Source organism: Streptomyces sp. SGAir0957 (assembly GCF_043523415.1).
The window spans coordinates 940,837-956,281 of record NZ_CP027293.1; the positions used below are offsets into that span (position 1 = coordinate 940,837).

Genomic DNA, 15,445 nt, shown 5'->3' on the forward strand with positions numbered 1-15,445 from the left:
GAGACCTACCGCCTGTAGCGCCGGGTCCCGTCCTCGGCCGACAACGACTCGACGACCCGCAGGGCATCCCCGCAGGCGAGCGTGGTGGGTGCGGCGGGGGACGCCGTCCACGCCGCATGGCAGAGCGCCCGCAGCGCGTCGAGCGCGCTGCCCGATCCCGTCAGTGAAAGCCCCGTCGCCGAACTCCGCCGCGCGGTCCACCCGTTGCACCGCGCGCCCCCGTCGACCGTCTCGGTGGCGGGGTGGGCGCGGAGCAGACCCGTACGCAAGTCGTCGGCGATGTACGTGGGGCGTTCGTGCGGCGCCGCCGCGACGAGATCCGCCGGGGAGGTGACTCCGGTGAGGACCAGCAGCGTGTCGCAGTCGTTGTGGTGGCCCGCCGCGATGTCCGTGTCGAGGCGGTCGCCGACGTACAGGGGCCGGGCGGCTCCGGTACGGCTGAGGGCCAGCCGGTGGATCGGCGGGAACGGCTTCCCGGCGACGAACGGGGCGCGGCCCGTGCTGGTGCGCAGCAGGTCGATGGCGGCTCCGTTGCCGGGGGCCGCTCCCCGGTCGGTCGGGATCGTGGGGTCCGGGTTGGTCGCGTACCAGGCGGCTCCCGCGTCGATCGCGTGGCAGGCTTCCGTGAAGCGGCTGAAGGGCATGTCGGGTCCGCCGAACCCCTGGGCGACGGCCTCGGGCTCGTCGTCGGCGGAGTCGACGACGCTCACGCGTGCTTCGCGCAGCGCCGCGACCAGCCCTTCGCCTCCCACGACGAGGACGCGGGCCCCTTCCCCGTGGCGTGCGGCGATCACGGCGGCCACGGCCTGGGAGGAGGTGACGATGTCCGCTTCCGCCGCGGCGACGTCGTACCGGCGCAGCTTCTCGGCGACCTCCCCCGGGGTGCGCAGGGCGTTGTTGGTGAGGAACGCCAGGCGCATGCCGTCGGCGCGTGCGGCAGCGACCGCGCGGGCCGCGCCGTCGACCGGCCGCGAACCGAGGTAGAGGACTCCGTCGAGGTCGAGGAAGGCCCAGTCGTGGGCGCGGGCCGGCGCCTCCGAGGGCGGCAGCGGGCGCCGGTGGCGTACGGGGGCCGCGTCGGGCGGGGTCATCGGTCCTCTTCGTTGAAGCGGTCGAGGTCGGACCATGCCTCGTCGGGGATCTCGGTCCGGAAGTGGTCGAGGTTGTCGGTGACTTCCCGCGGGCTCTTGCAGCCGACGAGGACGCTGGCGATCTGGTGGTGGCGCAGCGGGTACTGGAGGGCGGCGGCCCGCAATGACACGTGGTGGTCCTCGCAGATCCTGGCGAGCGCGCGGGCGCGGGCGACCTTGTCCTCGGGCGCGTCGTCGTACTCGTAGTGGGCGTCGTCGGGGTCGGCGAGCAGGCCGGAGTTGTAGGGCCCGCCCACGACGACGGACACGCCGCGCTCCTCGCACAGCGGCAGCAGCTTGCGGGCGGCGGGCTGTTCGAGGAGCGTGTAGCGGCCGGCGCAGAGGATGACGTCGAGGTCGAGGTTCTCGACCATGCGCAGAAGGAAGTCGTCGCGGTTGAGGCCGAAGCCGATGGCCTTGAGCATGCCCTGGGAGCGGAGGTCGTCGAGGGTCTCGAAGACCTCGTGGGCGGTGCGGTCGTCGAAGACGGTGTCCTCCTCCTGCTCGTAGAAGTCGCAGTCGTGGCAGTAGACGATGTCGACGTGGTCGGTGCCGAGGCGTTCGAGGGAGCCCTCCAGTCCGCGTGTGAGTCCGTCGCGGGACCAGTCCCAGGTGAAGGCGTACGGGGTGCTGCCCTCGAACATGGCGTCGGGCTCCCGTTGGCGGCCGTTGGGGAGTTTCTCCAGCCGCCTGCCGACCTTGGTGGACAGGGCGAAGCGGCCCCGGTCGGCGCCGCGCAGGGCGTCGCCGTAGCGGAGTTCGGCGAGGCCGGTGCCGTAGAAGGGGGCCACGTCCAGGTAGCGCACGCCGTGGTCGAGCGCGGTGCGGACGGTGGCGACGGCCTGGTCGTGGCCGACGGGTTCGTAGAGGCCGGCCAGGGCGACACCGCCCAGGCCGAGGACGCCGATCTCGACGTCCTGCCGGATGAGCCGGCTGGTGTCCGTGTGTTTCATGCGTTGTTCGCCTCCTGAGAGGAACGGGACGGATGTGAGATGCCGGTGACGTGACCGAGGTCAGGACCCGGCGCGTGGGGGCGGCACGGCGGAGAAGTCCCGCAGCCGGGTGTGCAGTTCCTCCAGGTCCTCGTCGCGGGCGAGCGCGCCGAGCAGCGCCGCCCGCTCCTGCCACGCGCCCCGGTGGCGGCGGGCGGCCAGGCTCTCCTCGCCGGCCTGGAGGAGCCGGCTCGTCCAGGTGAGGTAGGGGTGACGGGTGTCGGCGGGCAGTGCGGCGATGTGCTCAAGGCGGCACAGCAGCCCGGACAGGTGTGCCACGTCGACATGTGCGCCGCGGCCGGTCACGGCGTTCGCCAGGGCGTCGCGCAGTCCGGCGTCGGCGACGCCGAGGGACCCCTCGTAGTGCATGCGGTCGAGCCGCGCCAGCACGCGGGCGGCCCGGCCGCGTACGGAGTTCTCGGCCTCGTCGCGGACGGTGTGCAGCCGGGCGAGACGTTCCTCGATGAAGGGGCCGTGGAAGCCCGTGTCGGCGTCCTTGTGGTGCAGGGCGCTGCCGATGCCGACGGCGTCGACACCGGTGTGGACGACCTCGGCGAGGGTGTCGAAGCTGATACCTGCCGACATGTAGGTCAGCAGCCCCGCGGTATGTGCCTCGTGCACCAGGGTGGCCGCGTCGCGGTGGCCCAGTTGGACGATGACGGGGTCGCTCGGCTGGGAGTCGTCGGCGCCGTCCCAGGCCACCTTGGCGAAGCCGCCGAGCCTGGTCAGTTCGATCGCCAGCCGTCCGAGGGCGAGCCGGTCCGTGACCCGGGCCGGGGCGTCCTTGTCGCGGTCGTCGGTGAACGGGTCGTTGAGGTTGAAGGCGGCGGCGAGGACGTGCCGGTGCGGGTCCATGAGGGTGTCGGCGGCCACCGCGCGCATGAAACGGACCGTCTGACGTGCCGTCATGTGTTCCATGGAGATCTTGCATTCCGCGACACCTGCCTGGAACAGGGTGGAACAGGTGGCGGCCATGAAGCGCACCGACTTCACCAGGGACAGGTCGAAGTCGCTCTCGAACATGGGGCGTCCGACATACACGGAGACTGGCGCGGACACCCCGGTGTGCAGGCGCACCCGCGCGATCGTCCGCACCGAGGGCAGCCGGTAGGGCTCGCACGCCTCACGGTCCTCGCTCTCCGCGCGCTCGATGTGCTCGATGTGGACGACGGTTCCGTCGAGGTAGGGGGTGCACAGGGTGCTGCCGAGGACATGGCCTTCGCCGGGGTCCGTGAGCGACAGGAGCGTCTGATGGGAGCCCCGGGACACCCCATGCCACGAACTCCCCGTCGATCCGCTCCCTTTGGTCCAGCAGGAGGTAGGCGAACTGCACGGCGACCTGCTCGCCCCGGGTCGGCGGCCGGCCCTCGGCCCTGACCGCCGCGAGGAGCCGGGACACGGCACGCAGGTACTTCGGTGCCGACGCCGGTGCCAAGCCCGGGTCCCACGCCCGCTCCGGCGGCCCCAGCAGGATCCGCACATGGTCGTCGTCCACGGTCAGCCGGGCCAGCCCCGGCCCCTCGGAAAAGACGTTCTCCTGTTCCGGAAGGCCGCGCAGGAAAGCCCGCAACTCTTCCCATTGGGCGGTGATGTCCGTGCCGGAATCGGCGCATTGCCGCGCGCAGCGTCTGCTGCGCTCGGCGAGATCCGCGTGGTGCGGGAACTCGGCGGTCAGGATGTCGGCCTGTTCGTGGATCCGTCGCGCCAGATCGTCCAGCGCGCGCCCCTCGGGCAGTTCGTATCCGTGGTCCTGGTGGTAGTCACCGTCGTGCGCGGACGCCTGTCGTTTCTTTTCCCGGGCCCAGACCCGCACGACGTGGTCCTTGACGAGGGCGAGGGCGACGCGGCGCAAAGCGCCCGCGTCGGCGATGAATTGGGTGGGGGGTGTGGTCGTCGTGGTCGTATGGCCCGCGGTAGGTGCGGCGCCGTCTGAACGAGTCACCTTGCCATTCACGGAGTACGGGTTGCGCGGTCGGCCGGGGCCAGTCATCCGTTCACCCGGACGGCCTAGCGACTTCCCTCGTACGTTGGACATTCCGCGTGCTGCGCGCTTGGAATGTCCTTTCTCGGCAACTCCATGCCAACCCCACGTTTTCCAGTTCGAGTTGAGGAGAAGCCGTGTACGAAGTCGTTGTCTCCTTCACCGTCGAGAACGACCACCGTGACGCGTTCCGCGACGCCGCCGTGCGGGCCCGGGAGCGGATTCTGGAGACGGAGCCCGGCACCGAGAGGTTCGACGTGGTCGCGGACGAATGGAATCCGAGCCGCTTCTACGTCCTTGAGGCCTACGCGGACGAACGGGCCTTCCGCACGCATGTCGAGGCCCCGCCCGCCAAAGAGTTCCTGGCCGAGGTGCAGCGTTATGCCGCGGGCCCGGATTTCGTCCTGCGAGGTTCGACCTCGCATTAGGGAGTCGCGGTGACGGCAGACCGCGAGCGCTTGCTCGAAGGTATCGCGGGGTGCGTCTTCGACCTCGACGGCACCTTGACCAAAACGGAGATCCAGCACCGGCGGGCCTGGCAGGAGGCGATCAACTCCGCCTTCGACGACCCGGATCTTTTCACCGCCGCCGACTATCACGAACTCGACGGCCTCGCGCCTCTCGCCGCGGCCGCCGCATTCTTCGAGCGGCGCGGTATAAGCGTCCCGGAAGGCTCGGACGACGACACCCAGGACCGGGCCACCTTGCGCGCGATCGTCGCACGCAAAAGAGACATGTACCGCTCCATGCTCACCGCCGAAGGGGCCGAGGCTTATCCCGGTTCCCTGCGGCTCCTCTCCCACCTGCGGACCAGAGGAATACCGCTGGCGGTGGTGTCCGCGAGTTCCTCGTGCCGGGACGTGCTGCGGCTCGCCGGACTGAGCGACTTCTTCCCGGTCGTGCTCGACGGCCCCGAGATCACCCGCGCACACCTCGCGGGCAAACCCGCTCCCGACAGCTTCCTCGCCGCGGCGGAGCGCATCGGCGTACACGCACGGCATTGCGCCGTCTTCGAGGACGCGCCCAGCGGAGTCCAGGCGGCCGTCGGCGGCGGGTTCCGCACCGTGGTGGCCGTGCACCGCTCCGGCTCCGCGCACCATCTGACCCGCGAGAACCCGGACGTTCTCGTCTGCGACCTCGCCCAACTACTCTGACGGACACACCATGATCCACAGAGCCGCCGGACATCCCTCCGGCCCCTCGGCCCCCACCCCTCAACCTGCCCCCGCCTACGGCATGTCCAGCATCCGGCCGTGGCTCTGGGAGTTCCGCGCCGACCCCGGCGCCCCGGAACAGGCCGCCCGGCACGCCACCCTGTGCACGCTGGGCAACGGCGTGTTCGCCGTCCGCGGCGCCACCGCCACCGACGACCACTGCGCCCCCTGTTACCCGGGCACCTACGCGGCCGGCGTCTACAACGTCGCCCAGGCCGTCATCGAGGGCGACCACGTCGACATGGAAGCCGTCGTCCGCCTGCCCAACTGGCTGCCCCTGGTCCTCCACCACCGCGAAGCCGACGGGCGGCGGGGAGAGGCGCTCGCCCCCGGCCCGCACTGCGCCGTACGGGACGAACGCTTCGTCCTCGACCTCCGCCACGGCATCCTGCACCATCACCGCGCGCTGCTCGACACCTCGGGGCGGCGCACACGTATCCACGAACAACGTGTCGTCCACGCCGCACACGCCTCCTTGGCGCTGCAGAAGGTGACCGTCCACGCGGAGAACTGGAGCGGCCCCCTGACCGCGACGGCCACCATCGACGCACAGGTGAGCAACACACAGGTCGGACGGTATGTGGACACCCAGCACCTCGCCGGGGTCACCGCCGCCGCACCCCAGGCCCGCACCGCATGGCTGACCTGCCACACCACGCAGTCGCTCATCGGCATCGCCCTCGCCTGCACCCTGCTCCCGGCAAACCGCCGCGCCACCGCCCCGGCCGCCCCCGGCGCCCGTCTGGCCCATGCGGCATCCGCGCGCCTCGACGGCGAGGTCACCCCCGACAGCCCCCTCACCGTGTGGAAGGTGACCGCGCTGCGGTGCGACCGCTCCTCCTCCATGGAGGAGCTTCGCGGCCAGGTCCTGGCCGACCTGGCCCTCCCGGCCGCTTGCGAGCACCTCCTGGCCGCGCACAGCCGGTCCTGGCACCGGCAATGGGCCACGAGCCCCCTGCCGCCCCGCCTCGACCACGCCGAGGTGCTCCGCCTCTACCGCTTCCACCTGCACCAGGTCGTCGGCACAGCCGGACAGGCGCGGGACGCCGGAATCCCCGCGCGCGGCCTGCACGGCGAGGAGTACCAGGGCCGCGTCTTCTGGGACGAGGCCCCGGCGATCGCCTGGCTGTCGCGCACCTTCCCGGCGGCGGCGCGTGCGGCCCTCGACTACCGGCACCGCCGGCTGGCGGCCGCGACCCGGGAGGCCCGGCGGCACGGCAGCGGCGGCGCCCGCTACCCCTGGCAGAGCGGTGCCGGCGGCGACGAGGTCACCGTTCCCTGGGTGCGCAACCCCCTGACCGGCCACTGGCAGCGCGACCACACCGCCCTGCAGCAACATGTCGGCGCCGCTCTCGCGCACAGCATCCTGCGGTACGCCCGGCACAGCGGGGACCTCGAATACCTGCACACCAAGGGCGCGGCGATGATCTTCCAGATCGCGCAGTTCTACACGACGGCCAGCACCCGCGACCCGCACACGGACCGCCATCACCTGCGGAGCGTCATCGGCCCCGACGAGTTCCACGACAGGCTCCCGGACAGCGGCGAACCCGGCGTCGACGACAACGCCTACACCAACATCGCGGCCGCCAGCACCCTCGAACTCGCCGCCCGGCTCTGGCACCGGCTCCCCGGCCACCGCCGCGAGGACGTCCAGGAGACCACGGGCCTCGGCCACGCCCAGGCGGAGGCCTGGGAGCACGTCTCCCGCCGGATGTTCGTCCCCCACCACGACGGCGTCATCTCACAGTTCGCCCGCTACGACGGCCTCCGCCGGATCAGCCTGGACCAACTCGCCGACCGCTACGGTCGCGACCTCGGCCGCCTGGACCGGCTGATGGAGGAGGACGGCGACCACCCGCGCAACTACCAGCTCGCCAAGCAGGCCGACACCTTGATGCTGGCCACCGTCCTCGGCACCGAACGCACCCTCGCCGTCCTCGCCCGCCTCGGCTACGACCGCACCCCCGGCACCTGGCTCCGCACCGTGGAGCACTACCTCCGCCGCACGGTGCACGGCTCCACGCTCTCCCCGGCCGCCCACGCCGTGGCCCTGCGCCAGATCAACCACCCCGAGGCCGCCCACTACTACGCCCGCGCCCTGCGCACCGATCTCCTGCCGGGCCAGCGCACCGAGTACGGCATCCACCTGGGCGCCATGAGCACGATGCTCGACCTGGCCACGACCACCGCGGAGGCGGCACATGTGCCGGAACAGAACCGCCGTGACAGGTGAACCAGGTCAGCGACTGTTCCTGCGCGGCTTCAGGGGCACGTTCGGCAGCTCAGGAGCGGGCAGCGGATCCCCGTCGTACCCCTTCACCTCACCGAAGCGCCGCCCTTGCGCCCAGTCCTGGCGCGCCTGCGCGATGTCCTGCGTCGACCGTCCGATGAAGTTCCACCACATCACGATCTCCTCGCCGAACGGCGGTCCGCCCAGGACGATCAGGCGGGCCGTGGCGTCCGTCTCGTTGGTGAGGGTCAGGGTCGTGGTGCCCGGGGCGAGGTAGCCGAGCGCCGCGCGCTCCAGTGACGTGCCGGACAGGGTGACCGTGCCCTGGTCGACGAGGACGCCGTGTTCGAAGGAGCTGTCGACGTCGAGGGTGACGGTCGCGTGCGGGGCCAGGAGGAGTTCGGCGCCGAGCAGGGGGGTGAAGGTGTGGACCGGTGAGGTCGCGCCGGCCAGGGTGCCGAGAAAGACCCGGGCCTCGGCGCCGTCGAGGGGGACGGGCTCGGGCACGTGGTGCTGGAAGTCGCGGTCGGTGTGGCGGTGCGCGTCGGGCAGCGCCACCCACAGCTGGACGCCGTGCAGGACGGTGGTGTCCGGGGTGGAGACCTCGGAGTGGGCGATGCCGTGGCCGCCGGTCATGAGGTTGAGCTCGCCGGGGCGGACCATGGCGTGGTTGCCCATGCTGTCCCGGTGCTCGATCTCGCCGGTGAAGAGCCAGCTGACGGTCTGCAGGCCGGTGTGGGGGTGCGGCGCGACATCCATGCCGCCGGTGCGCGCCACGTCGTCGGGGCCGTAGTGGTCGACGAAGCACCAGGCCCCGATCAGCGTGCGGGCCCGCTGCGGCAGCGTCCGCCGGACCGGCATCGCGCGCGGGCCGCCCAGCGGCACGTCCCGGGCGGTGAGCACCTCTACGGTGTCGCTCATCCCTGCCCCTCCTACCCCGAGTGTTCTCAGTGGTCTCATGTGTTCTCAAGTATTTTGAGATTCAACAACTATGGTCGATCATAAGGCCCGGCGCACCGCGAGGCGAGCCCGGCCGCGCGACGGCCCCCGAAGGAGACCGAGTTGAGCGACCGCAGCGACCGCAGCGACCACACCGACCGCAGCACCCCCACCGACCACCACAGCGACCTCACACGTGTCTACATCGACAAGCAGAGCCCCAAGGCGTACCAGGCCCTCGTACAGACGTCGGAGGCCGTCCGGGCGACCGCCGCCGACGCCGGGCTCGACCGGCTCCTCGTCGAGCTCATCAATCTACGCGTCTCCCAGCTGAACGGCTGCGCCTACTGCCTCGACGTGCACACACGGGCCGCTCTTCGCGCGGGTGAGTCCACCCGGCGCCTCGGCACGCTCGCCGCATGGCGCGACACCGAACTGTTCACGGACCGGGAGCGGGCCGCGCTCGCGCTCGCCGAGGCCACCACGCACCCCGCGGACGCCGCGGCTCAGGAGAGCGCCTATGCGGCGGCCCGCGCCCGCCTCACCGAGGACGAGATCTCCGCGGTGATATGGGTGGCCGTCACGATCAACGCGTTCAACCGGGTCTCCGTCCTCAGCAAGCATCCGGTGCGCGCCGCGAAGAGCTGACCCTCACGCCCACTCCGCCGCACACCGCAGCAGCCGGCCGATCTCGGGGTGGAACACCTGGTGATGCCCGCCCATGGGCATGTCGTCGCAGCGGATCACGTCGGACACGTCCACGTTCAGATAGGGCGCCTGCCGGCCGTCCTGCTCCGGCGCCTCCTCCAGGTCGACCGGCGGGGGCCCGTCGACCCCCTGGATGCCGTCGAAGCCGAGCGCGCCCCACTTGCGCGCGGTCGTCGCCAGTTCGCTGGAGTCGCCGATCATCTGGGCCGACAGCGGGTAGAGCACGCCGAGGTGGGAATCGAGGTGCGAGAACGTGCAGAGCAGCGGGCCCTGCACGAGGCGCCGGCGGCTCCACAGCGCGCCGTGCCCCGACACCTGCTGCGGCAGGCTGTCGGCGAAGGCGAAGTGGGACATCTCGCCCTGCAGGAAGGTGAGGGAGGACAGGGTGACGGGGTCCGCGCCGCTCTCCTCCAGGCCGCGCAGCGCGAACCCGGCGAGGCGGGCGCCGAGCCCGTGCCCGACGAGGTGCAGCCGTACATCGCTGCCCCGCACCAGCATCGGCAGGCAGGGGCCGAGGCCCGCCTGCCCGATCAACCCGGCCCTGCGGCGCAGGACATGGCGGACGACCTGACGGAAGAGTTCGCGCGCGCCCGTCCACAGTTCGGCGAAGTCCGCCGAGCGGGCCGTCTCCCCCACCGGGCCGCCCGAGGCGACCGTGCCGGCCCGGTTCACCCGGTCGCTGAGCGGGCGCGCGGGGCGCGGTCCCGCGGACCGGGTCTCCACGAGCGTCCCCTCCTCGGACACCTCGGACGTCTTGGCGCCCTTCTCGTGGTGCGCGGGCTCCCCCGCCTCTAGCGTCAGGGCGCGGCGCAGGTCCCGCAGCGCACCCGCGAACTCCGCGCACACCGTCCGGGTGTCCTCGAACAACATGAGGGGGTCGGCCTGGGGCAGCACCTCGCCCTCCGTGTCGGCGGCGAACTCGGCGACCGGGTCCTGCAACGGAATCTCCGCGAGGCGGCGCAGCGCGGAGCCGAAGTCGTCGAAGGCCAGCCCGCGTTCGGGCCGCTCGTTCAGCAGGGCGACGATTTCGTTCAAAGGGCCTTCGCTGTCCGGGAGTTGGCGGCGCAGGTCGTCGGCCGTGGCGTCGGTGACACCCGCCTCGTCGCCGTCCTGTCCGGCGAGGCCGGGTGCGCCCTCGTCCCTGAAACACAACGACGGCCAGCGCACACCCAGGAATCCCACCTCATGTGTCGCGCCGTCCCACGCCTCGGTGAGCAACTGCCGGAACGCCGCGTCGGTGGCTTCGGCGGCCTCCTTGTCGTTGTGGACCCCGTGCACCACCACGTACAGGTCACGTACGTCACTCCCCCGGACCTCCTCGCACACACTTTCCACGTCAGCGGGCTCGAACTGGGCCCGGCTGCCGAAGTGCAGGGCCCCGAAGTCATGGAAAGCGGTGGGCTGCGACATGGCTCACTCCCTGAGAAACCGCCTGAGGTGCGGCGGACCGGGGCGACGGGCCCTGCGCCCGTCGCACGAGGCACTCCCCATGCCCGCCGCGCCTGTGCACACGTGCCTCGCACCGCGATGTACGGCGTTTCTACGTCATGCGGTAGGCACTGTCCTAGACTCGGTCAATCATCAGGGCCTCAGCCGTATCCGCTCATCGCCGGACCAGTGAACCCAGGAGCTACTCGTGACGGATCCCAAGCCCGGTAACCCGAACGTCAAGGCGCAGTACGCGGCCCAGGTCGCCGCCGACCTCGAGCGCAACGCCAAGGAGCAGGAGGAGATCGGCACCGAACTGGAGACCTTGCAGGCCAAGTTGCAGGCGCTCCAGGAGGACCAGGCGATCCTGGTCAGCATGCAGCAGGCGCTCGGCGCCGAGGAGGCCGCCGCCGCGGTGGCCAAGCCGCAGCGCCGCAAGTCCGCTGCGGGCACAGGTGCGAAGAGCGCCGCGCCCAAGCGCAAGCAGCCGCGCGCCACGAAGACCGCGTCCGCGAAGACGACGTCCGCCAAGGCCGCCCCCTCCGCGAAGGCCCCGTCCGCCAAGGCGACGTCCGAGAAGGCGACGTCCGAGAAGGCGACGTCCGAGAAGGCGACGTCCACCAAGGCCACTTCGCCGGCGCGCCCCGCGCGCAAGGCGTCGGCGAGTGCGCAGCCGACGCTGGTCACCCTCGTACAGGAGTACCTCAAGGAGCAGAAGGAGCCGCGTTCGGCGGCGGAGCTGGCCGACGCGCTCGCCGCGGCGCACCCGGAGCGCACGTTCAAGAAGCCCGTCGTGCGCACCACGGTCGAGGGGCTGGTCGCCAAGGGCCTCGCCCAGCGCAGCAAGCAGGGTTCGTCGGTCTTCTACAGCACGCCGGAGCAGGCGAAGTCGCCCGAGCCCGCGGCCGAGTAGGGCCGGTTGTGCCCGGCGGCCTCCTGCCGGGGCCGCCTCCACTACCCTGACAAGGTGCAGCCGGCGGACGCCGCGCCGCCGGGGGAGCACCGAGGAAAGCGTGTGCGGAGATGGGTTCCACAGTGCGGGAGCTGCTGGCGGGTCTGCACGCGGCGACGAGCGACGAGGACCGCCGGTCGTGGGCCGAGGCGTCCGCGCGGGCGCTCGGCCTCGGCGGCATCGCCGTCACCTTCGGTCAGGAGCTGGTGTGGTTCAGCGATGCGACCAGCGCCCGCATCGAGGACCTCCAGTTCATCCTCGGTCAGGGCCCGAGCCGGCTCTTCCGCAAGGACGAGACGGAGGTACACGAAGTGCCCGACCTGGGGCGGCTGCTGACCCGCCAGTGGCCGCAGTTCGCCGCCGAGGCCGAGGAACTGGGCATCGCGGCGCTGTTCATCTGGCCGGTCCGGATCGGGGCCGTCCAGGTCGGCACGATGACGGGCTACCGGCGCGCGCAGGGCCCGCTCACGGCGCTGCAGTCCACCAACGGCCGGCTGGTCGCGGACGCGCTGGCGCAACAGGTCCTCAACCGCTGGCCCAAGCCCGGCGACAGCGGCGCCGTCCCCGGCCTCGCGGGGACGGTGGGCCTGCACCGGGCCGAGGTGCACCAGGCGACCGGGGTGCTCAGCGAGCGCCTCGGGGTTCCGCTGGCCGAGGCGCTGGACCGGTTGCGCGCCCAGGCCTACGCGTCGGGCGAGTCCCTGTCCGAGACCGCCCACGGCATCATCCAGCGGGAACTGCCGCCCGATCCGAACTGATCCGGCCGACCGTGCCGGGCACGTTCCGCGCGGCAGTCAAGGAGTAGACGCATGAGCAGGGAACAACACATCGCCAGGACCTTCGTGGAGCTGGCCGACACCTTGGTGGAGGACTTCGACGTCATCGACTTCCTGCACCAGATGACCGTCCGCTGCCAGGAGCTCCTGGACGTCACCGACGCCGCGGTCCTCCTGGCCCACCCGGGCGCGCATCTGCACAGCCCCGCCCCGTGCGACCCCAGCCCCGCCCTGCAGCGGGTGCTCGACGTCGCCTGCGCCGAGGGCCCGGCCGTGGAGGCCCACCGCACCGCCCGGGCGGTCACCGCGCCGGGCCCGGCCGGGGCGGACGCGCACCGGACCGAGTTCGACCGGGTCCGCGCCGACGCCGGGTACACGCTCGCCACCGCACTGCCGATGCGGCTGCGCCAGGACAACCTCGGGGCCCTCCTCCTGCTGCGCACCGGGGACCGGCCGCTGAGGGCCGACGACCTCGCCCTGGCGCAGGCGCTCGCCGACGCCGCCACCATCGGGCTGCTCCAGGCGCGCGTCATCCGCGAGCAGCACACGGTCAACGAGCAGCTGCACACCGCCCTGCAGACCCGCATCGTCATCGAGCAGGCCAAGGGCATCCTCGCGGCCCGCAGCGGCATCACCCTCAACCAGGCGTTCGAGGCGCTGCGGCGGCACGCCCGGCACCACCGCGTCCTGCTCAACGAGGTGGCCCGGGAGGTCATCGAGAACGGGCTGACGCCCGCCCCCGTCACATCGGAGTGAGCCAGACCGCCGCCAGCGGCGGCAGGCGCAGCGTGAGGGAGGCGGGGAAGCCGTTGTACGGCTCGGGCTCCGGCCGCACCGGCTCGGCGTTGCGGACGTCGCTGCCGCCGTACCGCGTCGCGTCGGTGTTGAGGATCTCCCGCCAGGAACCCGCGGCGGGCGGCACGCCGAGCCGGTAGTTCTCGCGCACCACCGGGGAGAAGTTCACCACCGCGAGCAGCGGGGTGCCGTCGGCGGCGTGCCGGACGAACGCGAAGACGTTGTCCTCGGCCGCGTCGGCCGTGCTCCACCGGAACCCCTCGGGGCGCGTGTCCTGCTCCCACAGCGCGGGGTGCGACACGTACAGCCGGTTGAGGTCGCCGACGAGCCGCTGGACCCCGCGGTGGTCACCGGCGGCCGGGTTGCTCTCGTCGAGAACCCACCACTGCGGCCCCTCGTCCTCGACCCACTCGGCGCCCTGCGCGAACTCCTGGCCCATGAAGAGGAGCTGTTTGCCGGGGTGGGCCCACATGTGGGCGAGGTAGGCGCGGTGGTTGGCGCGCCGCTGCCACCAGTCGCCCGGCATCTTCGACACCAGGGCCTGCTTGCCGTGCACCACCTCGTCGTGCGAGATCGGCAGCACGTAGTTCTCGCTGTAGGCGTACACCATCGAGAAGGTCATCTCGTTGTGGTGGTACTTGCGGTGCACGGGTTCGTGCGCGACGTATTCGAGCGAGTCGTGCATCCAGCCCATGTTCCATTTGAGGCCGAAGCCGAGCCCGCCGAAGCCGTCGGGGCCGGTCTCGTGGGTGGCCCGGGTGACACCGTTCCAGGCGGTGGACTCCTCGGCGATGGTGACGACACCCGGGACGCGCCGGTACAGGGTGGCGTTCATCTCCTGGAGGAAGGCGACCGCGTCGAGGTTCTCCCGGCCGCCGAACTCGTTGGGGGCCCACTGCCCTTCCTCGCGCGAGTAGTCGAGGTAGAGCATGGAGGCGACGGCGTCGACGCGGAGCCCGTCGATGTGGAACTCCTCGCACCAGTACAGGGCGTTGGCGACGAGGAAGTTGCGGACCTCCTTGCGGCCGTAGTCGAAGACGAGCGTGCCCCAGTCGGGGTGGGCCGAGCGGCGCGGGTCCTCGTGCTCGTACAGGTGGCGGCCGTCGAACTCGGCGAGCGCCCACTCGTCGCGCGGGAAGTGCGCGGGCACCCAGTCGAGGATGACGCCGATACCGGCCTGGTGGAGGGTGTCGACGAGGTACTTGAAGTCGTCGGGGCCGCCGAGCCGGGCGGTCGGTGCGTAGAAGCCGGTGACCTGGTAGCCCCAGGAGCCGCCGAAGGGGTGCTCGGCGACCGGCATCAGCTCGACATGGGTGAAGCCGAGCGCCGACACGTATTCCGTCAGTTCGTGGGCGAGGCGACGGTAGGTGGCCCCGGGTTTCCAGGAGCCGAGGTGCACCTCGTAGACGGACATGGGGGCGGTGTGCACCGGGCGGTCCGCGCGGTGGCGCAGCCATGTCCCGTCGCCCCACTCGTAGTCGCTGTCGCACACGATCGACGCCGTCGCCGGGGGCACCTCCGTGCGCCGGGCCATCGGGTCGGCCCGCTCCAGGCGCTGCCCGTCGGGGCCGGTCAGCTCGTACTTGTACGTGGCGCCGGGGCCGATCCCGGGGACGAACAGCTCCCACACGCCCGAGGAGCCGAGGGAGCGCATGGGCAGGGCGGTGCCGTCCCAGTGGTTGAAGTCGCCGCGGACACGGACGCCGCGCGCGTTCGGCGCCCAGACGGTGAAACGTGTGCCGAGGACGCCGCCGCGTTCGAGCACATGTGAGCCGAGGGCCGTCCAGAGTTCCTCGTGGCGCCCCTCGGCGATGAGGTGCAGGTCGAGGTCGCCGAGGGCGGGCGGGAAGCTGTAGGGGTCCGCCGTCTCGACGACGCCGTCGGGGTAGGTCACGCGCAGCCGGTAGGGCGCGTGGCCCTGGCCGGGGATCCGGCCCGCGAACAGGCCGTCGCCCTCGTCGTGCAGGTCCCGCACCCGTGCGCCGATGACCACGGACACGTGTGTCGCGTGCGGGCGCAGAGCGCGCACGGCGAGCCCGCCGCGCACGGGGTGGGCACCGAGCACGGAGTGCGGGTCGTGATGGGCGCCGCAGAGGAGCCGGGCGCGTACGTCGTCGTCGAGAGGGGCGAGCGGGGCGGTGCCGGGCACCCGGTCCACCGGCTCGGCGACCGGCTCGTCGAGCGACGTGACCGGCCGCACCGGGTCCACCGGCGCTGCCGGATCCACCGCGACAGTCGGGGCGACCGGGTCGACCGGGTCGACCGGTTCCAGGGCTACGGGATCGGCGACGGACATG

The 15,445-nt window shown here is 71.9% G+C and carries 14 protein-coding genes; 8 read left to right on the plus strand and 6 right to left on the minus strand.

Annotation, left to right across the window (positions count from 1 at the left end):
- Window positions 1-5: 5 nt before the first annotated feature.
- The 3 genes from C1N81_RS09520 to C1N81_RS09530 are packed head-to-tail and all read right to left on the minus strand — an operon-like array spanning window position 6 to window position 3,391.
- Complete coding sequence (locus tag C1N81_RS09520; RefSeq protein WP_394428315.1) at window positions 6-1,091, minus strand: HAD-IIA family hydrolase; 1,086 nt, start codon at window positions 1,089-1,091, stop codon at window positions 6-8.
- Window positions 1,088-2,083 (minus strand): aldo/keto reductase, encoded by a 996-nt coding sequence (locus C1N81_RS09525; RefSeq protein WP_394428316.1) that lies wholly within the window; start codon window positions 2,081-2,083, stop codon window positions 1,088-1,090. Before C1N81_RS09525 ends, C1N81_RS09520 begins: the two co-directional genes overlap by 4 nt.
- A gap of 60 nt (window positions 2,084-2,143) precedes the next feature.
- Window positions 2,144-3,391 carry a hypothetical protein gene (locus C1N81_RS09530; protein WP_394428317.1) on the minus strand — a complete coding sequence of 416 codons (1,248 nt, stop codon included), beginning with the start codon at window positions 3,389-3,391 and terminating at the stop codon, window positions 2,144-2,146.
- Between the two features lie 211 nt (window positions 3,392-3,602).
- Between C1N81_RS09530 and C1N81_RS09535 the strand changes: the two genes are divergently transcribed.
- The 4 genes from C1N81_RS09535 (at window position 3,603) to C1N81_RS09550 (ending at window position 7,553) form a co-directional block, all read left to right on the plus strand.
- The gene (locus C1N81_RS09535) at window positions 3,603-4,055 is read left to right on the plus strand and encodes a hypothetical protein (protein ID WP_394428318.1); all 453 of its coding nucleotides are present in this window, start codon (window positions 3,603-3,605) and stop codon (window positions 4,053-4,055) included.
- A 185-nt stretch (window positions 4,056-4,240) separates the two neighbouring features.
- A complete protein-coding gene (locus C1N81_RS09540) occupies window positions 4,241-4,531 on the plus strand; it encodes a putative quinol monooxygenase (RefSeq protein WP_394428319.1) in 291 nt (96 codons plus the stop codon).
- A 9-nt stretch (window positions 4,532-4,540) separates the two neighbouring features.
- Complete coding sequence (locus C1N81_RS09545) at window positions 4,541-5,257, plus strand: HAD family hydrolase (RefSeq protein WP_394428320.1); 717 nt, start codon at window positions 4,541-4,543, stop codon at window positions 5,255-5,257.
- Window positions 5,258-5,267: 10 nt separating this feature from the next.
- Window positions 5,268-7,553 (plus strand): glycoside hydrolase family 65 protein, encoded by a 2,286-nt coding sequence (locus tag C1N81_RS09550; protein WP_394428321.1) that lies wholly within the window; start codon window positions 5,268-5,270, stop codon window positions 7,551-7,553.
- Window positions 7,554-7,559: 6 nt separating this feature from the next.
- Here C1N81_RS09550 and C1N81_RS09555 read toward each other — a convergent pair whose 3' ends face one another.
- Window positions 7,560-8,471, minus strand: a complete 912-nt coding sequence (locus C1N81_RS09555; RefSeq protein WP_394428322.1) for a pirin family protein — start codon at window positions 8,469-8,471, stop codon at window positions 7,560-7,562.
- A 222-nt stretch (window positions 8,472-8,693) separates the two neighbouring features.
- Here C1N81_RS09555 and C1N81_RS09560 point away from each other — a divergent pair, with 222 nt between their 5' ends.
- Window positions 8,694-9,137: a carboxymuconolactone decarboxylase family protein gene (locus C1N81_RS09560; protein WP_394437831.1), complete on the plus strand. Its 444-nt coding sequence runs from the start codon at window positions 8,694-8,696 to the stop codon at window positions 9,135-9,137.
- A 3-nt stretch (window positions 9,138-9,140) separates the two neighbouring features.
- On the opposite strand, the gene C1N81_RS09565 is transcribed toward C1N81_RS09560, so the two are convergent.
- Complete coding sequence (locus C1N81_RS09565) at window positions 9,141-10,607, minus strand: hypothetical protein (RefSeq protein ID WP_394428323.1); 1,467 nt, start codon at window positions 10,605-10,607, stop codon at window positions 9,141-9,143.
- Window positions 10,608-10,833: 226 nt separating this feature from the next.
- Between C1N81_RS09565 and C1N81_RS09570 the strand changes: the two genes are divergently transcribed.
- The 3 genes from C1N81_RS09570 (at window position 10,834) to C1N81_RS09580 (ending at window position 13,109) form a co-directional block, all read left to right on the plus strand.
- Complete coding sequence (locus C1N81_RS09570; protein ID WP_394428324.1) at window positions 10,834-11,538, plus strand: hypothetical protein; 705 nt, start codon at window positions 10,834-10,836, stop codon at window positions 11,536-11,538.
- Between the two features lie 110 nt (window positions 11,539-11,648).
- Window positions 11,649-12,335: an ANTAR domain-containing protein gene (locus C1N81_RS09575; protein WP_394428325.1), complete on the plus strand. Its 687-nt coding sequence runs from the start codon at window positions 11,649-11,651 to the stop codon at window positions 12,333-12,335.
- Between the two features lie 51 nt (window positions 12,336-12,386).
- Complete coding sequence (locus tag C1N81_RS09580; RefSeq protein WP_394428326.1) at window positions 12,387-13,109, plus strand: ANTAR domain-containing protein; 723 nt, start codon at window positions 12,387-12,389, stop codon at window positions 13,107-13,109.
- Here C1N81_RS09580 and glgB read toward each other — a convergent pair.
- Entirely contained in the window at window positions 13,096-15,444 is a 2,349-nt protein-coding gene (glgB, locus tag C1N81_RS09585) for a 1,4-alpha-glucan branching enzyme (RefSeq protein ID WP_394428327.1), read from the minus strand. The genes C1N81_RS09580 and glgB overlap by 14 nt on opposite strands.
- Window position 15,445: the final 1 nt, after the last annotated feature.

Coding starts and splice junctions, on each gene's coding strand:
- C1N81_RS09575 (WP_394428325.1), top strand. CDS start 11,649: ATGGGTTCCACAGTGCGGGAGCTGCTGGCGGGTCTGCACGCGGCGACG.
- C1N81_RS09520 (WP_394428315.1), bottom strand. CDS start 1,091: ATGACCCCGCCCGACGCGGCCCCCGTACGCCACCGGCGCCCGCTGCCG.
- C1N81_RS09580 (WP_394428326.1), top strand. CDS start 12,387: ATGAGCAGGGAACAACACATCGCCAGGACCTTCGTGGAGCTGGCCGAC.
- C1N81_RS09550 (WP_394428321.1), top strand. CDS start 5,268: ATGATCCACAGAGCCGCCGGACATCCCTCCGGCCCCTCGGCCCCCACC.
- C1N81_RS09535 (WP_394428318.1), top strand. CDS start 3,603: ATGGTCGTCGTCCACGGTCAGCCGGGCCAGCCCCGGCCCCTCGGAAAA.
- C1N81_RS09525 (WP_394428316.1), bottom strand. CDS start 2,083: ATGAAACACACGGACACCAGCCGGCTCATCCGGCAGGACGTCGAGATC.
- C1N81_RS09565 (WP_394428323.1), bottom strand. CDS start 10,607: ATGTCGCAGCCCACCGCTTTCCATGACTTCGGGGCCCTGCACTTCGGC.
- C1N81_RS09555 (WP_394428322.1), bottom strand. CDS start 8,471: ATGAGCGACACCGTAGAGGTGCTCACCGCCCGGGACGTGCCGCTGGGC.
- glgB (WP_394428327.1), bottom strand. CDS start 15,444: ATGTCCGTCGCCGATCCCGTAGCCCTGGAACCGGTCGACCCGGTCGAC.